The 20145-nt window shown below is 69.6% G+C and carries 19 protein-coding genes; 14 read left to right on the top strand and 5 right to left on the bottom strand.

Translation table 11 applies throughout. The annotated features are described in order from the left end of the window. Positions 1 to 252: 252 nt before the first annotated feature. From HC022_RS03450 to HC022_RS03440, 3 genes are all read left to right on the top strand, one after another. A complete protein-coding gene (locus HC022_RS03450; protein ID WP_167451347.1) occupies positions 253 to 1635 on the top strand; it encodes a WecB/TagA/CpsF family glycosyltransferase in 1383 nt (460 codons plus the stop codon). Between the two features lie 127 nt (positions 1636 to 1762). Further along, the gene (locus HC022_RS03445) at positions 1763 to 2278 is read left to right on the top strand and encodes a molybdopterin-dependent oxidoreductase (protein WP_167451346.1); all 516 of its coding nucleotides are present in this window, start codon (positions 1763 to 1765) and stop codon (positions 2276 to 2278) included. A gap of 103 nt (positions 2279 to 2381) precedes the next feature. Continuing rightward, entirely contained in the window at positions 2382 to 4898 is a 2517-nt protein-coding gene (locus tag HC022_RS03440) for an ATP-binding protein (protein ID WP_167451345.1), read from the top strand. Positions 4899 to 5109: 211 nt separating this feature from the next. Here the strand turns inward: HC022_RS03440 and HC022_RS03435 are convergent, their stop codons facing one another. Further along, positions 5110 to 6027: a polysaccharide biosynthesis/export family protein gene (locus HC022_RS03435; RefSeq protein ID WP_368484605.1), complete on the bottom strand. Its 918-nt coding sequence runs from the start codon at positions 6025 to 6027 to the stop codon at positions 5110 to 5112. Then, positions 5964 to 6323: a hypothetical protein gene (locus HC022_RS28950; RefSeq protein ID WP_254884914.1), complete on the bottom strand. Its 360-nt coding sequence runs from the start codon at positions 6321 to 6323 to the stop codon at positions 5964 to 5966. The genes HC022_RS03435 and HC022_RS28950 overlap by 64 nt, the downstream gene beginning before the upstream one ends. A 214-nt stretch (positions 6324 to 6537) precedes the next feature. On the opposite strand from HC022_RS28950, the gene HC022_RS03430 reads away from it, so the two are divergent. The 6 genes from HC022_RS03430 to HC022_RS03405 all read left to right on the top strand — a co-directional run bounded on the left by HC022_RS03430 (position 6538) and on the right by HC022_RS03405 (position 12699). Beyond that, positions 6538 to 7767 (top strand): oligosaccharide flippase family protein, encoded by a 1230-nt coding sequence (locus HC022_RS03430; RefSeq protein ID WP_167451344.1) that lies wholly within the window; start codon positions 6538 to 6540, stop codon positions 7765 to 7767. Positions 7768 to 7771: 4 nt separating this feature from the next. Further along, positions 7772 to 8695 (top strand): glycosyltransferase family 2 protein, encoded by a 924-nt coding sequence (locus HC022_RS03425; RefSeq protein WP_167451343.1) that lies wholly within the window; start codon positions 7772 to 7774, stop codon positions 8693 to 8695. Positions 8696 to 8727: 32 nt separating this feature from the next. Continuing rightward, positions 8728 to 9714, top strand: coding sequence for a glycosyltransferase family 2 protein (locus tag HC022_RS03420; protein WP_167451342.1), 987 nt, complete (start codon positions 8728 to 8730; stop codon positions 9712 to 9714). A gap of 19 nt (positions 9715 to 9733) precedes the next feature. Further along, positions 9734 to 10747, top strand: coding sequence for a glycosyltransferase (locus tag HC022_RS03415; RefSeq protein WP_167451341.1), 1014 nt, complete (start codon positions 9734 to 9736; stop codon positions 10745 to 10747). Positions 10748 to 10939: 192 nt separating this feature from the next. Beyond that, positions 10940 to 12250, top strand: coding sequence for an MFS transporter (locus HC022_RS03410; protein ID WP_167451340.1), 1311 nt, complete (start codon positions 10940 to 10942; stop codon positions 12248 to 12250). A 98-nt stretch (positions 12251 to 12348) separates the two neighbouring features. Continuing rightward, entirely contained in the window at positions 12349 to 12699 is a 351-nt protein-coding gene (locus HC022_RS03405; RefSeq protein ID WP_008887045.1) for a DUF2794 domain-containing protein, read from the top strand. Positions 12700 to 12748: 49 nt separating this feature from the next. On the opposite strand, the gene speB is transcribed toward HC022_RS03405, so the two are convergent. The 3 genes from speB to HC022_RS03390 form a co-directional block, all read right to left on the bottom strand. Next, positions 12749 to 13711 (bottom strand): agmatinase, encoded by a 963-nt coding sequence (gene speB, locus HC022_RS03400; RefSeq protein ID WP_167451339.1) that lies wholly within the window; start codon positions 13709 to 13711, stop codon positions 12749 to 12751. A gap of 88 nt (positions 13712 to 13799) precedes the next feature. Next, complete coding sequence (locus HC022_RS03395; protein ID WP_008887278.1) at positions 13800 to 14501, bottom strand: DUF599 domain-containing protein; 702 nt, start codon at positions 14499 to 14501, stop codon at positions 13800 to 13802. Positions 14502 to 14505: 4 nt separating this feature from the next. Then, a complete protein-coding gene (locus HC022_RS03390) occupies positions 14506 to 14916 on the bottom strand; it encodes a CopD family protein (RefSeq protein WP_167451338.1) in 411 nt (136 codons plus the stop codon). A gap of 124 nt (positions 14917 to 15040) precedes the next feature. Here HC022_RS03390 and HC022_RS03385 point away from each other — a divergent pair, with 124 nt between their 5' ends. From HC022_RS03385 to HC022_RS03365, 5 genes are all read left to right on the top strand, one after another. Next, complete coding sequence (locus HC022_RS03385; RefSeq protein ID WP_167451337.1) at positions 15041 to 16483, top strand: FAD-linked oxidase C-terminal domain-containing protein; 1443 nt, start codon at positions 15041 to 15043, stop codon at positions 16481 to 16483. Positions 16484 to 16769: 286 nt separating this feature from the next. Continuing rightward, on the top strand, positions 16770 to 17879 hold the full coding sequence (locus tag HC022_RS03380) for an FAD-binding protein (protein WP_167451336.1): 1110 nt from the start codon (positions 16770 to 16772) through the stop codon (positions 17877 to 17879). Beyond that, the gene (locus tag HC022_RS03375) at positions 17876 to 18223 is read left to right on the top strand and encodes a hypothetical protein (protein ID WP_167451335.1); all 348 of its coding nucleotides are present in this window, start codon (positions 17876 to 17878) and stop codon (positions 18221 to 18223) included. Before HC022_RS03380 ends, HC022_RS03375 begins: the two co-directional genes overlap by 4 nt. A 10-nt stretch (positions 18224 to 18233) precedes the next feature. After that, positions 18234 to 19526 carry a glycolate oxidase subunit GlcF gene (gene glcF / locus HC022_RS03370; protein ID WP_167451334.1) on the top strand — a complete coding sequence of 431 codons (1293 nt, stop codon included), beginning with the start codon at positions 18234 to 18236 and terminating at the stop codon, positions 19524 to 19526. A gap of 84 nt (positions 19527 to 19610) precedes the next feature. Further along, a partial coding sequence (locus HC022_RS03365) for a serine protease (RefSeq protein ID WP_368484604.1) occupies positions 19611 to 20145 on the top strand: 535 nt, incomplete at its 3' end.

Raw genomic sequence — 20145 nt, 5'->3', positions numbered from 1 at the left:
TACCATCCTCTGTCCCGATCCGCGCAACCTACACGCGCACGGCCTCCCGGTTAAGCGATATTTAACCGTTTTCCTGTTTGCGAGGATAGATGACATATCCAACCGGGTAGGTCCACTCGCGGAGACGTCATGGCGGGCGCGTTCGAAAGCCCGTTAAAACGTTTACTCCACGCCGCTGACCTGTTGCGAAATTGCCCGGAATCGCTGCGCCACCGCATGAACGTGAGGACTTCAGAACGGAGGAGACACGTCATGCGGATGATCCCGCCCCCTGCCTTTTCGACCGAACTCGCCACCCCGGCGCATGGCCTTCCCATGACCCGCGTGCTTGGCCAGCCGATCGTGGATGCCACCACCGACGACTGCGTCACCGCCCTGCTGGACGGCCGCGAGCGCACGGTATTCTTCCTCAACGCCCATTGCGCCAACCTGCGGGCCCGCGACCGGGGCTATGCCGCCGCGCTGGCCCGGGCCGACGCGGTGCTGCCCGACGGGATCGGCGTCGAGCTGGCCGCCCGGATGACCGGCGACCGGCTGACCGAGAACCTCAACGGCACCGACTTCACCCCCGAGCTGCTGCGCGCCGCCGCCCGGCAGGGCCTGTCGGTCTTCCTCTTCGGCGCCCGTCCCGGCACCGCCGAGGCCGCCGCCGAACGGCTGATGGCCGACATTCCCGGGCTGCGGATCGCCGGCACCCGCGACGGCTACGCGGGATCCGCAGAGCCGGAGCGCGCGGTGCAGGAGATCAACGCCTCGGGCGCCGACATCCTGCTGGTCGCCATGGGCGTGCCGATGCAGGAGCTCTGGATCGACCGCCACCGCCCCGACCTCGCGCCGCGGCTGGTGCTCGGTGTCGGCGCGCTGTTCGACTTCCTCGCCGGCAACGTGCGCCGCGCGCCCGCCCCCGTCCGCAAGGCGCGGCTGGAATGGGCCTGGCGCCTCGCGCTCGAGCCGCGCCGGCTGGCGAGCCGCTACCTGCTCGGCAACGGCACCTTCCTGATGCGCGCCGCGGCCCACGCCCTGCGCATGGCGGGGCGCGACGCCATCGCCAAGCGCGCGCTCGACCTGACCGCGAGCGCTGCGCTGATCCTCTGCCTGGCGCCGGCGCTCTTGCTGGTGGCGGCGGTGATCCGGCTCGACAGCCGCGGCCCGGTGCTGTTCCGCCAGACCCGCATCGGCCGCAACGGCCGGGCCTTCACCATCTTCAAGTTCCGCACCATGCACACCGACGCCGCCGAGCGGCTGGCCGAGATCCGCGCGCTCTCGGACCGCGCGGGCATCTGCTTCAAGTCCCGCCACGACCCGCGCGTTACCCGCGTCGGCCGGCTGCTGCGGCGCTTCTCTGTCGACGAGCTGCCGCAGGTCTTCAACGTGCTCTTCGGCACCATGTCCCTGGTCGGCCCCCGCCCCGCGCTGCCCACGGAGGTCGCGGCCTACCCCGCCCGCGCGCTCGAGCGGCTGGCCGCGAAGCCGGGAATCACCGGGCTCTGGCAGGTCTCGGGCCGGGCCGACATCGGCTTCGACAAGATGGTCGACATGCACATCGCATATGTTCGTTCTCGAGGCATCCTTCTGGACGTGATGCTTCTTCTCCTCACCGCCCGCGCCGTCGTTTCCGGACGCGGAGCCTATTGAAACCCCTACAGAATATGCCTTCGGGCGTCGGTCACCTATCCGTTCGGGTAGGTCTTCAATCCCGATCCGTGGATGAATCTGACCGGCGATGGTGGCAGAATTGCGGAAGATCCAAACAGGTGCGACCATGATTCATTCCTCCTTCAGACTACTGACCGCCGCGGCGCTCACCGCGCTGGCCATGGCGTCCAGCGTCAAGGCCGAAGAACTGCCCGCGCCGGAAGGCACTGTCCTGCTCACCATCAGCGGTGACATCGAGAACACCAACGGCGACGGCATCGCGGAATTCGACATCGACATGCTGCGGGCCATCGGCGAAACCGAGATCACGACCGAGACGATCTGGACCCCCGGGACGAAGGTTTTCAAGGGCGTGCCGCTCAGCACGCTGCTTGAATATGTCGGCGCGGACGGCGAATCCATCGACGCGACGGCCATCAACGACTATTCCATTACCATCCCGATGTCCGACGCGGTGCCAACCGGCCCGATCATCGCCTACGAGATGGACGGAGAGTTGATGTCGCGTCGTGACAAGGGCCCGCTTTGGGTGATCTACCCGTTCTCGTCCTCCAGCGAGTACCGGACCGAGGTCATCTATTCGCGGAGCATCTGGCAGCTCGATCGTCTCGCGATCAAGTGAATAAAGGCGCCCCTCGCGGGCCGAAGTGGGGGGCACCGTGGCGCTCACTGACAGAATTCGTCGTGGCGGCAAGGCCGTACTAGGGGCTTTCGCAGGCCTCAGTGTGCTTGCGATCCTCTTCATGTCCTTCGAGATCGTCGATGAGCTGCGCTTCCTGAGCTCGGCCAACTCGGACAACGTCCACTGGACGCTGTCCCAGGCCGAGGTCGAATTCCTCGAATTCCAGAATGCCGTCGACCGGGCCCGGATGGCCGACGTCCCGCCGCCGAACCTCGATGAGGTCATCATCGAGTTCGACGTCTTCTACAGCCGCCTGGCAACGCTCGGCACCGGCCTGCTCTACTCGCCCCTGCGCGAGTGGTCGCAGTTCCGCACCCCGCTGCTCGACGCCCGCGAGCGGCTCGAGAACATGATCCCCCTGATCGACGGCCCCCGCACCGAGCTTGCGGCGGCGCTTCCGGACATGGCCACCGAGCTGACCGAGATCCGCCCGCTGATCCGCAAGATGGCAACCACAGGGCTCGAGTTCTTCGCCTTCGAATCCGACGCCAGCCGCACCTCTGTCGCCGTCACCCTGTCCCGCGTCGCGCTGCTGACCATCGGCCTGCTGATGGCGCTCGCGGCGCTGCTCTTCCACGCCCGCCGCGTGACCCGGAAGAGCCAGGACCGCGAGCGCGAGCTCGCCGACTCGAACGCGCGGCTCCACACCATCGTCGGCACCTCGCTCGACGGCGTCATCGTGAGCGACCTCGACGGCAAGATCATCGATTTCAGCCCCTCGGCCGAGAGGATCTTCCAGCGCAGCGCGGAGGACGTGAAGGGCAAGCGCCTCGGCGAGATCATCGTCCCGGAATACCGCCGCGCCGAGCACGAGGAAAACCTCCGCCGCCTGCGCGAGACCGGCAACCACGAGATGCTGCGCAAGGGCCGCCTCAAGCTCGATTCGCTGCGCGCCGACGGCGAGATCTTCCCGACCGAATACTCCGTCGCCAAGGCCAGCGCCGGCGCCGAGGACCTGCTGGTGGTCTTCCTGCGCGACATCTCGCACCGCGTCGCCGCCGAGAACGAGCTGGTTCAGGCCCGCGACCGCGCGCTCGCCGGCGAAAAGGCCAAGGCCGAGTTCCTCGCGATGATGACGCACGAGATCCGGACGCCGCTCAACGGCGTGCTGGGCAACCTGTCGCTGCTCGAGGACACCAAGCTCAGCCTGCCGCAGAGCCGCTACGTGCGGAACATGAAGATCTCGGGCGAGTTGCTGATGCGCCACGTCAACGACGTGCTCGACATCGCGCGCTTCGAGTCGGGCGCCGACACCGCGCAGGAGCAGGCGGTCCACATCGGCCACATGATCCAGGACATCGTCGACTCGCAGGTCAGCAACGCGCAGTCCCGCGGCAACGTGCTGCAATGGGGCTGGACCGGCGAGCCCGCCGGCTGGCTGCGGCTCGACGCCTCGCGCCTGCAGCAGGTGCTGCTGAACCTGCTCGGCAACGCCATCAAGTTCACCCGCGACGGCCGCGTCACCATCGAGGCCGAGCTGCAACGCGAGGGTGGCGGGCTCGCGCTCGAGCTGCGCGTCATCGACACCGGCGCCGGCATCCCCGATGCAGACCAGAAGCGCATCTTCGAGGATTTCCAGACGGTCGAGCGGGCCGTGGGCGAAAGCATCGGCGGCACCGGGCTGGGTCTTGGCATCGTGCGCCGCTTCGTGCGCGCCATGAAGGGCGAGATCGGCGTCGAGAGCGATCCGGGCGAAGGCAGCGTCTTCTGGCTACGCCTGCCGGTGACCGCCGCGGACGACATGCGCCCCGCGCTCGCTTCCGAGATCGAGCCCGAGGCCGCAGACGACCGCCAGCTCGACATCCTGCTGGCCGAGGACAATGACATCAACCTCGAACTCGCCCGCGAGGTGCTCGAACGCATGGGCCAGACCGTGACCACCGCGCGCAACGGCCAGCAGGCGGTCGACGCCGCAGCAAAGCGGCACTTCGACCTGATCCTGATGGACATCCGCATGCCGGTGCTCGACGGGCTCGCCGCCACGCGCGAGATCCGAACCGGCGACGGCCCCTGCCGCGAGACGCCGATTGTCGCCTTCTCGGCCAACGTGCTGCCCGAGGCCCGCGACCGCTTCGCCGCCGCCGGGATGAGCGACTTCCTCGGCAAGCCACTGCAGACCACAGAGCTGCGGCAGGTAATTGCGCGGCTCAGCAAGAAGCACCGCGCCATGGCCCCCGCTGCCGAACCGGTTCCTGCACCGGCCCCTGCCCCGGATCCCGTGGCGGTGCAGCCGACGCCTGCGCCCGCCCCGACACCTGCCCCGCAGGCCGCGGCCGAGCATGACCGCGACAGCGTGATCGCCCGGCTCGGACGCCGTCACCTCGAGGAAACCGAAGAGCTCTTCGACTGGCTCGCCGCTTGCCCCGACGATCTCGGCGCCGTCGCCGACCGCGCCCACAAGATCGCCGGCAGCGCCGCGGCCTTCGGGCAGCAGCGCCTGCGCGACGCGCTGGTGGCGCTCGAGAAGGCCGCCGAGACCGGCGATCCCGACGCCGTGGCGCCCGCGATCTCGCGCGCCCGCGCCGCGTGGGAAACCGCGCCCGCCCCCTGCGTGGGCTGACCGGCGCGTCGTCTGCCTGGGCGGAGCGCTGCGGGTCTCACGCTTCGAACGGCGCGGGTCGACTGCGCGGGCTCACCGGCGCGCCTTCTCCACGACGGCCGAGCGCCGCACGGTCGCTGCGACGGCTGACCACCGTCCTTTGCGTGCTTTGAGCACGGCGCGTCCTGATGCGGACTGAGCGCCCCCTTCGCAGGCCGAGCGCCGCACGGCGCTATGGAATCACCGGCACCACCGAGCCCAGAACGCCTGCCACCTCGGAGAGGTTGGTGATGCTGCTGTCGTAACAGGCGATGGCGTCGCCCGGCAGCAGGTAGGGGTCGAAATCGTCACGGTCGGCGCGGCGGAGCTGGTCCTCGATGCTGCGCTCGATCACCGTCGAGACCCCGGTCACCGGGTCCCGCGTCAGCAGCACCGCCGAGCGGTAGGCGCTGGTCGCCCGCGCCCCGCCGACGCAGTTGGTGTCCACCACCGCCTGCATGAAGCGGGTGCCCCATGGCATCTCGCGCACTTCGCGGCCGATGGCCGAGATCGCGTTGCCCGTCGCCGGCTGCGTCAGGTTCGACAGGAACAGCGAGACCCCCGGCGGGCTCAGCGGGCTTGGGCGCATCAGGTCGTCCTGAAAGCACTGGCGCGAGGGCACGGTGATCTCGTCCCCGGTCAGCAGCATCACGTCCGCGGCGTTGCGCCCCTCGAACACGCCACGCAGGTCCAGCGTGTAGCTCCGGCCTGCGCGGCGCAGCTGCACCGCCGAGAGGTCCGCGTCCGGCCGCACCCCGCCTGCTGCGCGGATCGCCGCGGAGAGGTTGCGCGCCTCGGTCGAGGCACCGAGCGCCAGTTGCCGCGCCGGGTCGAGGTCGTCGCCCGACTGCCGCCCGATCTCGATCGCGTGCGGCTCGAACACCGCGCCCGAGACGGCGACCGAAACGCTGGCGAAATCCGTCGCCCGCACCGAGACGCGGGGCGCCGCGTCGTAGAACTCGGCCCGCACCAGCGCCGCGGCGAGATCGGCCTCGATCTCGTCGGTGCTGCGCCCCTGCGCCGCGATCGGCGGCAGGAAGGGCAGCTTCAGCATGCCGTCGCGGGACACCACGTAGTTGCTGGTAAAGGTCGGATCGTCCGAGACCCGCACGTCCACGAGGTCGTTGCGCGACAGCCGCTCGCCGCGCAGCGCGTTTTCACCAGCTCGCTGCCCTTGACGCCGCCGTCGGGCCCGCCGCCATGGGGCGTGCAGCGCTCGGCATTGAGCCGGGCCGAGAACAGCATCGCGGGCTCTCCGCCGCGGGCGGGCGGGTCGCGATATTGCGCCTGATAGCCGCCGCCGCTTTCCACCGGTGCGATGTTCTGCGGGTTCGGCGCAGGACCGCAACCGGCGACCAGCCCGAGCCCGAGGCAGGCCCCGAGCGACCTGCGGCGCGCATTCGACATGCAACCCTCACGCGTGTTCATTGACCTGCCCAGACCTGCTCTCTTTGCGGGAATCCCCTCCGGGACACTCGCGCGACTGCGTTCGAACCTATCCCTCCGGATAGGGGGCGCCACTCTTGCGGCTTGTCCCCCTCCCGCCGCGCGCACGACAGGCACGGCGCGGCGAAGGTATGGTTACTTATACCTTAAGACTGACCTTAAGAGAGACAGCCCCGTGTCGGAAACCCGAAAAAACCTCCTTGGCCACCTGCTCGCCTACGGCGCCTCCGAAATGGCGTCGAAACTGTCGCGGCTGGGCGTGGTGATCGCGGTGGCTCGCACGCTTGAGGCGAGCGAGATCGGGATTGCCGCGGCGGCCATCGCCACCGGCGACATGCTGAAGGCGCTGACGGAAAACGGCGTCATCCAGCGCATCATCGCCGCCCGCGACGAAGAGCTCGACGCCACCTGCAACCGCGCCCACGGGCTGTTCTGGGCCTGGTGCCTCGGGCTCTTCGGAGTGCAGGCCGCGGTGGCCACGGGCGTCTGGGCGCTGACCGGCAACGTTCCGCTGGCGCTGCTCATCCTCGTGCTCTCGGGGGAATACCTGTTCATGCCCGGCGGGCTGGTGCAGGCCGGGCTCGCGCTGCGCAACGGCAAGCCGCGGCAGACCGCGGCCATCGCCGGCGGACAGGCGGTGCTCGCCAACGGGCTCTCGGTGGTGCTGGCCCTGCTCTGGCCGAGCGCGCTGGCGCTGATCCTGCCCCGCCTGCTCACCGCTCCGTTCTGGCTGGTCGCCATGCGCCGCCTGAACCCGTGGGTCCGCAACCCCGAGGCCGGCAAGACCCCGATCCGCCCGTTCCTGAATTTCGGCTGGGCCGTGCTCGGTGTCGAGGTTGTCAAGGCGGCGCGGATGCAGGCCGACAAGCTTATCGTCGGCGCGCTTCTCGGACCGCAGGCGCTCGGGCTCTACTTCATGGCCTTCAACGCCGGCCTCAGCCTCGCGACCTCGTTCTCGACCGCCTTCGCTGCCGTGCTCTTCCCGCATCTCTGCGCCAGCGAAGACCGCGCCGCGGCGCTGCGCCAGGGCATGGCCGTCTCGCTCGGCCTCGTCGGGCCCGCCGTCATCCTGCAGGCGCTGCTGGCGCCCTGGTACGTGCCGATCCTGCTGGGCGACAGCTGGGCCGATCTCAGCGCCACCGTCTCGGTGCTCTGCCTCGCCGCGATCCCGACCATGCTGTGGACCGCCGCCGCCGGCTGGATGCGGGCCGAGAACCGCCCGCAGCACGAACTGCTCGGCACCGCGCTGCTGACCGGCGCGCTGATGCTCAACACCGTCCTCGCCGCGCCGTACGGGCTCGAGACCATCGCGTGGGGCTACCTCGCCACCGCCAGCGTCACGATGCTTGTCATGTCCTGGCCGGCGCTCCGCTTCGCCCTTGTCCCCACTCTTGCAAAGGCCTGATCCCATGTCCCTGATCTCGATCGTCATTCCGGCCTTCAACGCCGCCGCCACGCTTCCCGAGACCATGCAGAGCATCGCCGCGCAGACCTGGACCGGGTGGGAAGCCATCATCGTCGAGGACGGCTCGCAGGACGACACCTGGGCCATAGCCCAACGGCTCGCCGCCGGAGACCCGCGCATCAAGCTGGTGCGCAACCCCGGCAAGGGCCCGAGCGACGCGCGCAACCACGGCGCCCTCGAGGTCGCCAGGGGCGAAGTCATCGCGTTCTGCGACGCCGACGACCTGTGGGAGAGCGGCAAGCTCGCCTCGGTCGCCCTGGCGCTGATCTTCGGCACCTCGGACGCCGCCTTCGGCCGCGTCCGCTTCTTCCGCGGCAAGCCCGGCAACCTCGGCGCCAGCTCGACGGTTCCGGTCGAGCCGGTCACGGTGCCGATGCTGATGGGCGAGAACCCGGTCTGCACCATGTCCAACCTCTCGGTCCGGCGCTCGGTCTTCGAGGCGCTCGGCGGCTTCCGCAACGACATGATCCACAACGAGGATCTCGAGTGGCTCATCCGCCTCGTCGGCGCCGGCTACGAGCTCGAGGGGCTCGACAGCGACCACGTGCTCTACCGCACCAGCCCCCATGGCCTGTCCTCGGATCTCGTCGCGATGGAGATGGGCCGGGCCGAGGCGCTGCGCACCGCCCGCGCGCTTGGCTACGCCCCCGACGCCCGCGCCGAGGCCGTGCACCTGCGCTACCTCGCCCGCCGCGCGCTGCGGCTCGACGCCGACCCGCGCCAGGCCATGACGCTGGTGGCCAAGGGGCTGCGGCGCAGCGTCCCCGCCTTCCTGTTCCCGCTCAAGCGTGGCCTGCCGACCGCCATCGGCGCGCTGATCGCCCCGTCCTTGCCGCGCGACCTCCGTCGCAGCCTGTTCTCCCGCTGATCGTCCGCCGGTCCCAGTCAAGCGTCGATCCCATGCCCTACGCCTCCATCGTCGTCCCCGCCTTCAACGCCGCCGAGACGCTTGCCGAGACCCTCGTCTCGCTGTCGGCGCAGACCTTCCGCGACCTCGAGATCGTCGTCGTGGATGACGGATCGACCGACGCCACCTCGCGCGTCGCCGAACAGCAGGCCCGGACCGACGGCCGCATCCGCGTCGTGCGCCAGCACAACCGCGGCCTCGCCGGGGCGCGCAACAGCGGCATCGCGGCGGCGACCGGCGAAATAGTGGGGTTCTGCGACGCCGACGACCGCTGGCTGCCCGAAAAGCTCGACACCCACGTCCGCCATTTAGAGCGGTCGCCGCAGGTCGGCATCAGCTACTCGGGCTCGGCGATGATCGACGCCGACGGCCACCGCATGGGCCACGCCCAGCGCCCGCGCCTGCACGACATCACCACCGCGCTGGTGTTCAAGCGCAACCCGATCGGCAACGGCTCGGCCCCGGTGTTCCGCCGCGAGGCGCTTGCCTCCATCGCCTGGCGCCCGCATTTCGAGACCCGCCGCGACTGGGTCTTCGACGAGACCTTCCGCCAGTCCGAGGACATCGAGTGCTGGCTGCGCTTCTGCCTGTCCACCGACTGGATCGTCGAGGGCGTGCCGGGGCTGCTCACCGAGTACCGCGTCAACGCCGGCGGCCTCTCGGCCCGCACCGAGGCCCAGCTCGCCGCGTGGGAGCGCGTGGTCGACAAGCTGCGCCCGCGCGACCCGGCCTTCTTTGCCCGCCACGAGGCCGCGGCCCGCGCCTACCAGCTGCGCTACCTCGCCCGCCGCGCCATCAGCAGCGGCGACGGCGACACCGCCTGCGAGCTCATCGACCGCGCCATGGCGGAATCGCGCACGCCCCTGCACGAGGAGCCGTTCCGCACCCTCAGCACCATCGCCGCCGCTCGGCTCTCGTCCCACTTCGGCGACGGCCCGATGCGCCTTGCCACCGCCGTGCTTTCGGCCGTTCGCCAGTGATCCCGGAGGAGACCTCACGATGACCGACAGACCCCTTGTCCTGCACCTCGTCGACGACACCACCGCCGGTGGCGTGACCCGTGTCCTCGACTTCATCCGGACCAACCCCGACATGGCCGCGACCGCCCGCCACGAGGTGCAGGTCGTCGCCCGCAACCGCAGCATCCCGGCGCTGTCCGCCGACATGATCGTCTCGCATCTGTCGATCAGCTGGCGCAGCCTGCCGGTGCTCATCGCGCTGCGTGCCCGCCATGCCGGCCTGCCGCTGGTCCATGTCGAGCACAGTTACACCGAGACCTTCACCGCGCTGAACGTGCCCTTCAAGGTGCGCTTCTTCACCCTGCTGCGGAACGCATATGCGCTCTTCGACCGCGTCGTCGCGGTGAGCGAGGAACAGGGGGCGTGGATGCGTCGCCGCGGGCTCGTCAGCCGCGAGGCGCTGCAGGTGATCCGCTCGGCGGTCGATCTCGGGCGGTTCCGCGCGCTGCCCGCCCCCGCATGCCCGGCGCTGCGCATCGGCGCCATCGGGCGGCTCGACCGGCAAAAGGGGTTCGACGTGCTGATCGAGGCCTTCCGCGAGCTGACCTCGCCCGAGATCAGCCTGCACTTCCACGGCACCGGCAGCGAGGAGCAGGCGCTCCGCGCGCTCGCCAAGGGCGACCCGCGCATCCACTTCCACGGCCACAGCGCCGTGCCGGAAGAGGCGCTTGCCTCGGTGGACGTCGTCGCCATGCCCTCGCGCTGGGAGGCCTTCGGGCTGGTCGCGCTCGAGGCGCGCGCCGCCGGGCGCCGGCTGGTGGTTTCTGATCTCGACGGGCTGAAGGACAGCGCCGGGATCGAAGCGCAGTTCGTGACCGGCCACGGCGTGCAGGACTGGCGCCTCGCGCTGAAGGCGGCGCTCGATGCCGGCACCGCCGCCCCCGCCCGCGCACCGGGCGCCGAACAGGAATTTGCCGACCGCTGGAATCACCTCGTCCAGCTCTGCCTCGACCGGGGCGAGCCTCTGACGCGGGTCGCCGGCGGGCGCGCATGACGGAATCAGTCTTGGGGGATCCGGAGCTAACCCCCTAGCTTCCGGCTTTCGGGTTTCCCTGGGCTGACGGGGTGTCCGGCCTTCGACATGAAGGTCGGGCACCTCACTTTACGTTTAAGGGTTCTTTTCCCTGATTCCTTTTCCCCGGAGAGGGCATTTACCTCCGAGGGCGGGCGTGGCTAAGGTCCGCCCATGTTACGACAGCTCCTGCCCATCAGCGCCCTCCTGCTCGGCTCGGCCTTCCTGCTCTTCGCGGGCGGCATCAACAGCCTCATCCTGCCGGTGCGCGGCTCGGCAGAGGGCTTCACCGCAAGCGCGCTGGGCCTGCTCGGCACCGGCTGGGCCATCGGCTACGTGCTGGGCTGCATCCTCGCGCCCCGCATGGTGGGCGCGGTGGGGCACATCCGGACCTACGGCGTGCTCTGCGCCTTCGCGGCGATCTCGATCCTGCTGCAGGCGCTGCTGGTGACCCCCTACGCCTGGATCCCGGTGCGCGCGGTCTCGGGCTTCTGCTTTGCCGGGGCCGCGATGATCGTGGAATCCTGGCTCAACGACCACGTCCAGCCCAGCACCCGCGGCAAGATCTTCGGCATCTACACCATGGTGAACCTCGCCGCCGTGACCGGCGGGCAGATGGTCATCTCGCTCGGCGACACCATGGGGTTCACCTTCTTCGCCATCGGCGCCATCATCTTCTGCCTCGCGCTCGTGCCCACCGCGCTCTCGACCTCGTCGAGCCCGGCGCCGCTCACCTCGGTGACGCTGGACATCGGCGCGCTGTGGCGGAACTCGCCGGTGGCGGTCTCGGCGGTGTTCCTCGTGGGGATCTCGAACGCCTCCTTCGGCACGCTGTCCGCCGTCTACGCCGACCGGGTCGGGCTGGGGCTGACCTCCATCGCGCTTTTCTCGAGCATCCCCGTGCTCGCGGGCGCGCTTGCGCAGCTGCCCTTCGGCTTCGCCAGCGACCGCATGGACCGCCGCAAGGTGCTGGTGGTGGCGGCGGTCTGGGCGCTGGCCGCGGATCTCGCCTTCATCATGATCGCCCCCGAGGGCCGGCTCGCCAACCTCGCGCTGGCGGGGCTCTTCGGCGCCGCGATCTTTGCCCTGTACCCGGTGATCGTCGCCCACGCCAACGACCACGCCCCCGAGGGCACCTCGATCCAGGTCTCCGGCGGGCTGCTGCTGGTCTTCGGCCTGGGGTCCATCGCCGGGCCGCTGATCGCCGGCGTGGGGATGAGCTGGATCGGTCCGCAGGGCTTGTTCCTGACCACCATCGTCGCGCACGTGCTGATGATCGCCTTCACCCTCCTGCGCATCGCCCGCCGCGCGCCGGTGCCCAATGCCGAGAAGGGCAGCTTCCAGGTCAGCCCGCCGGCCCGCGCCGCCACCCCCGAGACCGCCGTGCTGGCCGTGGGCGAGGATGAGGACGCGCCGCTCGAAACCGCCCCGCCGCCAGCCGACGCCCCGCCGTCCGTGACCCAGGACGGCGCCCCCGGGCGCTGAGCGAAACGGCGCCGCCCACCCCTCCCCGGCACGGAATGGTTAACCGCCATCGTCGCCAGGCCCTTGATTTGTCGTCGCAAGAAGCGCAGCTTTGCCGAATGAACAGCCTTACACCTTTTCCGGGATCCGGGCGCCCGACGCAGGACGTGGTCGCCTTTCACCGGACGGAGCTGAATGTCATCCTCTCGCTTTACGGCCGCATGGTCGCCGCGGGGGAATGGCGTGATTACGGAATTTCCTCGCTGCGCGACGTGGCGGTGTTCTCGGTGTTCCGACGCACCGCGGAGAACCCGCTCTACCGCATCGAGAAGCGCCCCAAGCTGCGAAGTCGGCAGGGCGAATACGCGGTGATCGGCATGGACGGGCAGGTGCTCAAGCGCGGCCACGACCTGCGCACCGTGCTGCGCGTGCTCGAGCGCAAGCTGATCCGTCCGGTCGATCTCGACTGATCTTCCCGGACCGATCCGCCCGCGGCCCAGCGGCTTTCGGCTGCGGCCGTCAGGCCGGCTTGCCGATCATCACGCAGAGCAGCTCGAACATCAGCGTGACGCCGAGGAACGCAGTGCCCCCCGCCTGGTCGAAGGGCGGCGAAACCTCGACGAGATCGGCCCCGACGATGTTCAGCCCCTCGAGCTCGCGCACCACCTGCATCGCCTGGTAGCTGTTCGGACCGCCGACCTCGGGCGTGCCGGTGCCCGGCGCGAATGTCGGGTCCACGAAGTCGATGTCGTAGCTAACGTAGCAGGGCTCGGAGCCCACGATGTCGCGCGCCTCGGCCATCACGTCGGTCACGCCGCGCGCGTGGAATTCCTCGATCGGGATGATGCGGATGCCGTTGGCGGCGGCGAAATCGCGGTCCTCCATGTCGTACATGCTGCCACGGATGCCGATCTGCACCACCCGCTTGGGGTCGAGCAGGCCTTCCTCGACCGCACGGCGGAAGGGCGTGCCATGGGTATAGAGCTGGCCGCCGAAATAGCTGTTCCAGAGATCGGTGTGGCTGTCGAAATGCACCATCCCGAGTGACGTGGCGCGCCCGAGCGCCCGCAGCACCGGCAGCGAGGTCAGGTGGTCGCCGCCCGCGGTGAGCGGCCGGATGCCGTTGCGGGTCAGCCGGTTGTAGAAGGCGGTGATGCGCTCCATGCTGTCGAGGATGTCGGCGGGGTTCGGACCCACGTCACCGAGATCGGCACAGGCGACCGTGTCGAAGGGGCGCAGCCCGGTGACCGGGTGCTGCGCCCGGATCATCGTCGAGGCATCGCGCAGCTGGCGCGGACCGTGGCGCGGGCCGGGGCGGTTGGTGGTTCCGCTGTCCCACGGCACGCCGACGATGCCGATCCCGACCTCGGAAAAACGGTCGTGATCCGGTTGCACCAGCGGCAGCCGCATGAAGGTCGGGATGCCCGCGAACCGCGGCAGGTCCATGCCCGAGATCGGATGGAAGAAGGGGTCGGTGGTCATACTGTGTCCTTGCGTGGCCTGTGCCGGCGAGACGACCGCATTTCCGCCCCCCTTTGCAAGAGGTTTGCGCCGGCCCTCGGCCCCGGGCTCAGCTCTCGGGCTCGGTCTGCATCAGGATCTCGCGCGATTGCGAGGCGAACTCGCGGCGCAGGATAACCACCAGCGTGACCACGGTGGCCGCAATCAGCGCCTCGCCGCCCAGCAGCCAGGCGGCGCTGGCGATGCCGAAATAGACCGAGCGCAGGCCGCGGTTGTAGCTGCGCGCCGCGAAGATGTTGATCTCGGCGGCCTTGGCGGCGCGGGTGTAAGAGATCTTGCTGCCATTGTTGGGCACCGAGCCCATCATCACCGAGCAGTAGCCGAACAGCCGGTTCGACCAGACGAACTTGAGAAAGGCATTGGCGGCGAAGACGAGGATCAGGAAGAGCTTCACCTCCCAGACCACCACCGGCGCGTCGCTGTCGGCGAAATCGCCCGCCACGCCGCGCAGCCGGTCGGCGTCGCCCAGAAGCGCGAAGATGCCCGAGATCGCGATCATCGAGGCCGAGGCGAAGAACGCCGTGCTCTGCCGCAGCGAGCCGACGATCTGGCTGTCGAAGATGCGCGGCTGGCGGGTGACGAAATGCTCCATCCACGAGCGGCGGTAGACGGTCATCAGCTTCGACACCGACGGCCGCCGCGCGGGCGGGTTCTCGATGATCCACGAGCTGCCGAGCCATGTCAGCGTCAGCAGCACCACGGCCACGCCGTCGAGCACCGAGAAATAGCCAAGGCGCTGGACCCACTCCATCACGTCAGAACGGCTTCGCCACGACGACCCAGAGAATCGCGATGACACCGACGACGCTGATCTCGTTGAAGATCCGCAGGAAGAGATCGGATTCGCGGAACTCGCCGCGCCTGGCGCGCATCACCAGCCTGCCGGTCCAGACGTAGTGCAGCGCCAGCAGCGCCACGAGCGCGATCTTGAGATGGATCCACGGCGCCCACTGCCAGTATTGCGCCAGCCCCAGCCCGGTGATCAGCGCGATCACCGCGAGCCCCGCCGAGAACCGGTAGAGCCTGATGGTCAGATCCCCGAGCGGGCCGAATTCGCCCAGCCGCGCATGTTCGCGTTTCCAGTAGATCAGCGCGCGCGGCACCGCGAAGATGGAGGTCATCCACCCCATCACGCAGAGAATGTGTATGATCTTCACCCAGTCCATGGGCCAGTAGTGCTATCTTTTCTGCATGATGCGCAAGGTGCCGTTGGGCGGGTCGGGAAAAGCTCTGGCGCTCTGCGCAAATTGGTTATATGACTTTACCAATTCCGGGATGGAGGACAGTCCGATGCAGATGCCGGACCCAGATGCGCGGGTCATCGCCCGCAAATCCAGGATCGTCGCGCGGCTCCGAGAGGTGCTGCCCGCTGACGCGGTGATCGACGACATCGCCGAGACGCGCGCCTATGAATGCGACGCGCTCACCGCCTATCGCTGTCCGCCTCTCTGCGCGGTTCTGCCCTCGTCCACCGCCGAGGTCTCGGCAGTGCTGCGGGTCTGCCACGAAGAGGGCGTGCCGGTGGTGCCGCGCGGCTCGGGCACGTCGCTCGCAGGCGGCGCGCTGCCGACGGCGGATTCGGTGATCCTCGGCGTGGCGCGGATGAACGAGGTGCTCGAGACCGACTATCCCAACCGCTACATCCGGGTGCAGACCGGGCGCACCAACCTCAGCGTCACCGGCGCGGTGGAGGAGAACGATTTCTTCTACGCCCCCGACCCGTCGTCGCAGCTCGCCTGTGCCATTGCCGGCAACGTCGCGATGAACTCGGGCGGGGCGCATTGCCTCAAGTACGGTGTCACGACCAACAATCTGCTGGGCGTCACCATGGTGCTGATGGACGGCACCGTGGTCGAGCTTGGCGGCGCGCATCTGGACGCGGGCGGGCTGGATCTGCTGGGCGTGGTCTGCGGCTCCGAGGGGCAGCTCGGCGTGGTGACCGAGGCGACGCTGCGCATCCTGCGCAAGCCCGAGGGCGCCCGGCCGGTGCTGATCGCCTTCAACTCGAACGAGGTCGCGGGGGCCTGCGTCTCGGACATCATCAAGGCCGGCGTGCTGCCGGTGGCGATCGAGTTCATGGACCGCCCCTGCATCGTCGCCTGCGAGGCCTTCGCCAAGGCGGGCTACCCCGATTGCGAGGCGCTGCTGATCGTCGAGGTCGAGGGCTCGGAGTCGGAGATCGCCGAGCAGCTCGGGCTGATCCTGCAGATCGCCCGGCGCCACGACCCGGTGGAGCTGCGCGAGGCCAAGGACGCCGACGAGGCCGGCCGCATCTGGCTCGGCCGCAAGAGCGCCTTCGGGGCGATGGGCCAGATCAACGACTACATGTGCCTCGACGGCACCATCCCGGTGTCGGAACTGCCCTTCGTCCTCAAGCGCATCGGCGAGATGTCGAAGCAGTTCGGGCTCGAGGTCGCCAACGTCTTCCACGCGGGCGACGGCAACATGCACCCGCTGATCCTGTTCAACGCCAACCAGCCGGGGCAGCTCGAGCTCTGCGAGGAGTTCGGGGCCGAGATCCTGAAGCTCTGCGTCGAGGTCGGCGGCTGCCTGACCGGCGAGCACGGCGTGGGCATCGAGAAGCGCGACCTGATGTCGGTGCAGTACGGGGCGGTGGATCTCGATGCGCAGATGGCGGTGAAGGACGTGTTCGACCCGCAGTGGCTGCTGAACCCCGCCAAGGTGTTCCCCCTCGACGCCTCGGCGCCGCGGCGGACGCTGGCCGCGGAATGACGGGTTTGGGCGGCGTGGTCCGGGCTCGGGGTGTCGCCGGGAGGCGGTGAGATCGACAGCGGGGTCCGTCGTCAGGAGGGGACGAGCGGATGAGGAGGGGCGCGGGCCCCGTCGCGGGGAGGCGACACGCGGACAAGGAGGGGGCTGTGCTTCCGTCGTCAGGAGGCGACACGCGGACAAGGAGGGGGATCTGCCCCCGTCGCCGGGAGGCGACACGCGGACGAGGAGGGGGCTCTGCCCCCGTCCCTTCGGGACTCCCCCGGGATATTTGGAGCCATTGGAAGACATGAGACCTGAGACCGAGGCCGAGCTGGCCAGCATGATCGAAGCCGCGCAGGGGCCGCTGCGGGTCCGGGGGGGCGGCACACGTGCCGTGGGCCACTCGGCCGGCGAGGTTCTGGATGTCGGCGGGCTGTCGGGCATCACGCTCTACGATCCCGGCGCGCTGACCATGGTGGCGCAGGCGGGCACGCCGCTGGCCGAGGTCGAGGCGGCGCTCGCGGCCGAGGGCCAGCGGCTCGCCTTCGAACCGATGGATCACCGCGGGCTGCTGGGCACCTCGGGCGCGCCCACCGTCGGCGGCATGGCGGCGGCGAATGTCTCGGGGTCGCGGCGGATATCCGTGGGCGCCTGCCGGGATTTCATGCTCGGGGTGCGTTTCGTCGACGGCGCCGGCCAGATCGTGCGCAACGGCGGGCGGGTGATGAAGAACGTCACCGGCTACGACCTGGTGAAGCTCATGGCAGGGAGCTGGGGCACTCTGGGGGTGCTGACCGAGGTCGCCTTCAAGGTGCTGCCGCGCCCCGCCGCCAGCGCCACGGTGCTGCTGCCGGGGCTTGGCAACGATGCCGCCGTCGGGGCGATGTCGAACGCCCTGGGCTCGCCCTTCGACGTGACCGGCGCAGCGCATCTGCCCGAGGGGCCCGACGGCGCGCCGCTGACGCTGATCCGGATCGAGGGGTTCGCCGAGTCCGTCGCCTACCGCGCCGAACGGCTGCACGAGATGTTCGCCGGGCATGCGCCGCAGGTCGAACGCGACCCCGAGCGCATCGACACGCTCTGGCGCATGGTGCGCGACGTCGAGCCGTTCCACGGCCGGGCAGGCGATGTCTGGAAGGTTTCGTGCAAGCCCTCGGACGGCCCCGCGGTCGCCGAGCGGCTGGGCGCGTCGGGGCTGCTCTTCGACTGGGGCGGCGCGCTGGTCTGGGCGCTGCTGCCCGAGGGCACCGACGCACGGGCGCGGCTCGCGGGGCTTGGCGGCCATGCCACGCGGGTCCGTGGCGCCGGCCGGCTGCCCACCTTCCAACCGGAACCGGCGCCGGTCGCGGCGCTTTCGGAGGGGCTGCGCCGGCGATTCGACCCGCGCGGCATCCTGAACCCCGGCCTGATGGCATGACCCGCGACGGCGTCCTCCTCTTCACGCCCTGCTTCCTGGACGGATCGCTGATCTCCGCACCGGACCTTCAGCTGCGCCACTCGCTGACGCTCACGCTGGTCGTGGCGCTGGCGCTCGTCGTCGCGGCGGCGCGGGTGGCGCGGCTGACACGCGGCCACGAGGCGTGGCTGGCCTCGCTGCTTGCCCTGTGGCAGGCCTGTGTGCTGACCGTCGCCGTGGTCACCGCCGCGCGTCGCGACCGGCACATCGCCCCGCAGGCGCGCCGCTTTGCGACCCTCGCCGGCCTTCCCGCCACTCCGCTTCCCTGGTTCGGGCGCGCCACCGCCCGGACGATGCTTACCTGAGACCAGATCCATGCAGACCAATTTCACCGACGAGCAGCTTCAAGATCCCGGCACCGCCCGCGCCAACGAGATTCTGCGCGCCTGCGTGCACTGCGGGTTCTGTACCGCCACCTGCCCCACCTACCAGGTGCTGGGCGACGAGCTCGATTCTCCGCGCGGGCGCATCTACCTGATCAAGGACATGCTCGAAAACGAGCGCGTGCCGGACGAGAAGACCGTCAAGCACGTCGACCGCTGCCTGAGCTGTCTCGCCTGCATGACGACCTGCCCCTCGGGCGTGCATTACATGCACCTCGTCGACCATGCCCGCGCCTATATCGAGGAAAACTACAAGCGGCCGTGGAGCGACCGCGCCCTGCGCTGGCTGCTGGCGCAGATCATCCCGCACCCCACCCGGTTCCGGATGGCCCTGCTTGGCGCCAAGATCGGCCGTCCCGTTGCGCGCCTCCTGCCCGACCCGCGGCTGCGCGCCATGCTCGACATGGCGCCGAAGACCATCCCGCCGGTCAGCCGCAACGACGACCCCCAGAGCTTTGCCGCCGAGGGCAGCTACCGCAAGCGCGTCGCGCTGATGACCGGCTGCGCCCAGAAGGCGCTCAACACCGACATCAACGACGCCACCATCCGCCTGCTCACCCGGCTTGGCTGCGAGGTCGTGGTGGTCGAGGGCGCGGGCTGCTGCGGCGCGCTCACCCACCACATGGGCAAGGAACACGAGAGCCACGGCTCCGCCGCCCGCAACATCAGGGCCTGGACCCGCGAGATGGACGAGGACGGGCTCGACGCCATCGTCATCAACACCAGCGGCTGCGGCACCACGGTCAAGGACTACGGCCACATGTTCCGCAACGATGCGCTGGCGGCGGATGCGGCGCGGGTCTCGGCCATCGCCATGGACGTGAGCGAGCTGCTGATGCAGCTCGACCTGCCCGAGGGCGCCGACAAGGGCACCCGCGTCGCCTACCATGCCGCCTGCTCGCTGCAGCACGGACAGAAGATCAAGACCTTCCCCAAGGACCTGCTCAGGCGCGCCGGTTTCGAGGTGGTGGAGCCCTCCGACCCGCATCTGTGCTGCGGCAGCGCCGGGACCTACAACCTTCTGCAGCCCGAGATCTCGGGCAAGCTGAAGGCGCGCAAGGTCCGCACGCTCGAGGCCAAGGCCCCCGACATCATCGCCGCCGGCAACATCGGCTGCATGATGCAGATCGGCTCGGGCACCGGCGTGCCGGTTGTGCATACCGTCGAACTGCTCGACTGGGCGACCGGCGGACCGCGGCCTCGCGCCTTGACCGCGGGCGGGTGACCCCCGACAATCGGCGCGCGGCAGCTCTGCCAGAATTCTGACAAAAGCTGTTGATATGCCGTGGGCCTTATCGAGGGGAAATCCGTGCGCGCATTGCTGTCACTTCTCGCGCTCTGCCTTGCTCCGGCAGCCTACGCGGACGGGCTGTTCTCGATGCACAGCCACGAGGACGGCCGCAAGTGGGAGGCGGTCGGGCGGCTCGAGCTCGCGGGCAAAGCCTTCTGCACCGGCGCGCTGATCGCCCCCGACCTCGTGCTTACCGCCGCCCATTGCCTTTACGATGTCGACACCGGGGAACCGGTGCCCGTCGACGAGATCCAGTTCCTTGCCGGCTGGCGCAACGGCCGCGCCGCCGCCTATCGCCGGGTGCGCCGCGCCATCGCCCACCCGGACTACGATTTCACCGCCACCGACGCCACCGCCCGGGTGCGCCGCGACCTTGCGCTGATCGAGCTGCAGCTGCCGATCCGCAACAGCGCCATCACCGCCTTCGAGACCGGCCCGCACCCGGACCGCGGCGCCGCGCTCAGCGTGGTCTCCTATGCCCACAACCGCTCGGAGGCGCCGTCGCTGCAGGGCCTGTGCCAGGTGCTGGACCGGCAGGGCACGATGCTGGTGC

Source organism: Salipiger sp. HF18 (assembly GCF_011806505.1).
Taxonomy (GTDB): Bacteria; Pseudomonadota; Alphaproteobacteria; order Rhodobacterales; family Rhodobacteraceae; genus Salipiger; species Salipiger thiooxidans.
Note: the sequence above shows the minus strand (reverse complement) of the source record. Positions and strands in the feature narration are given on the sequence as shown.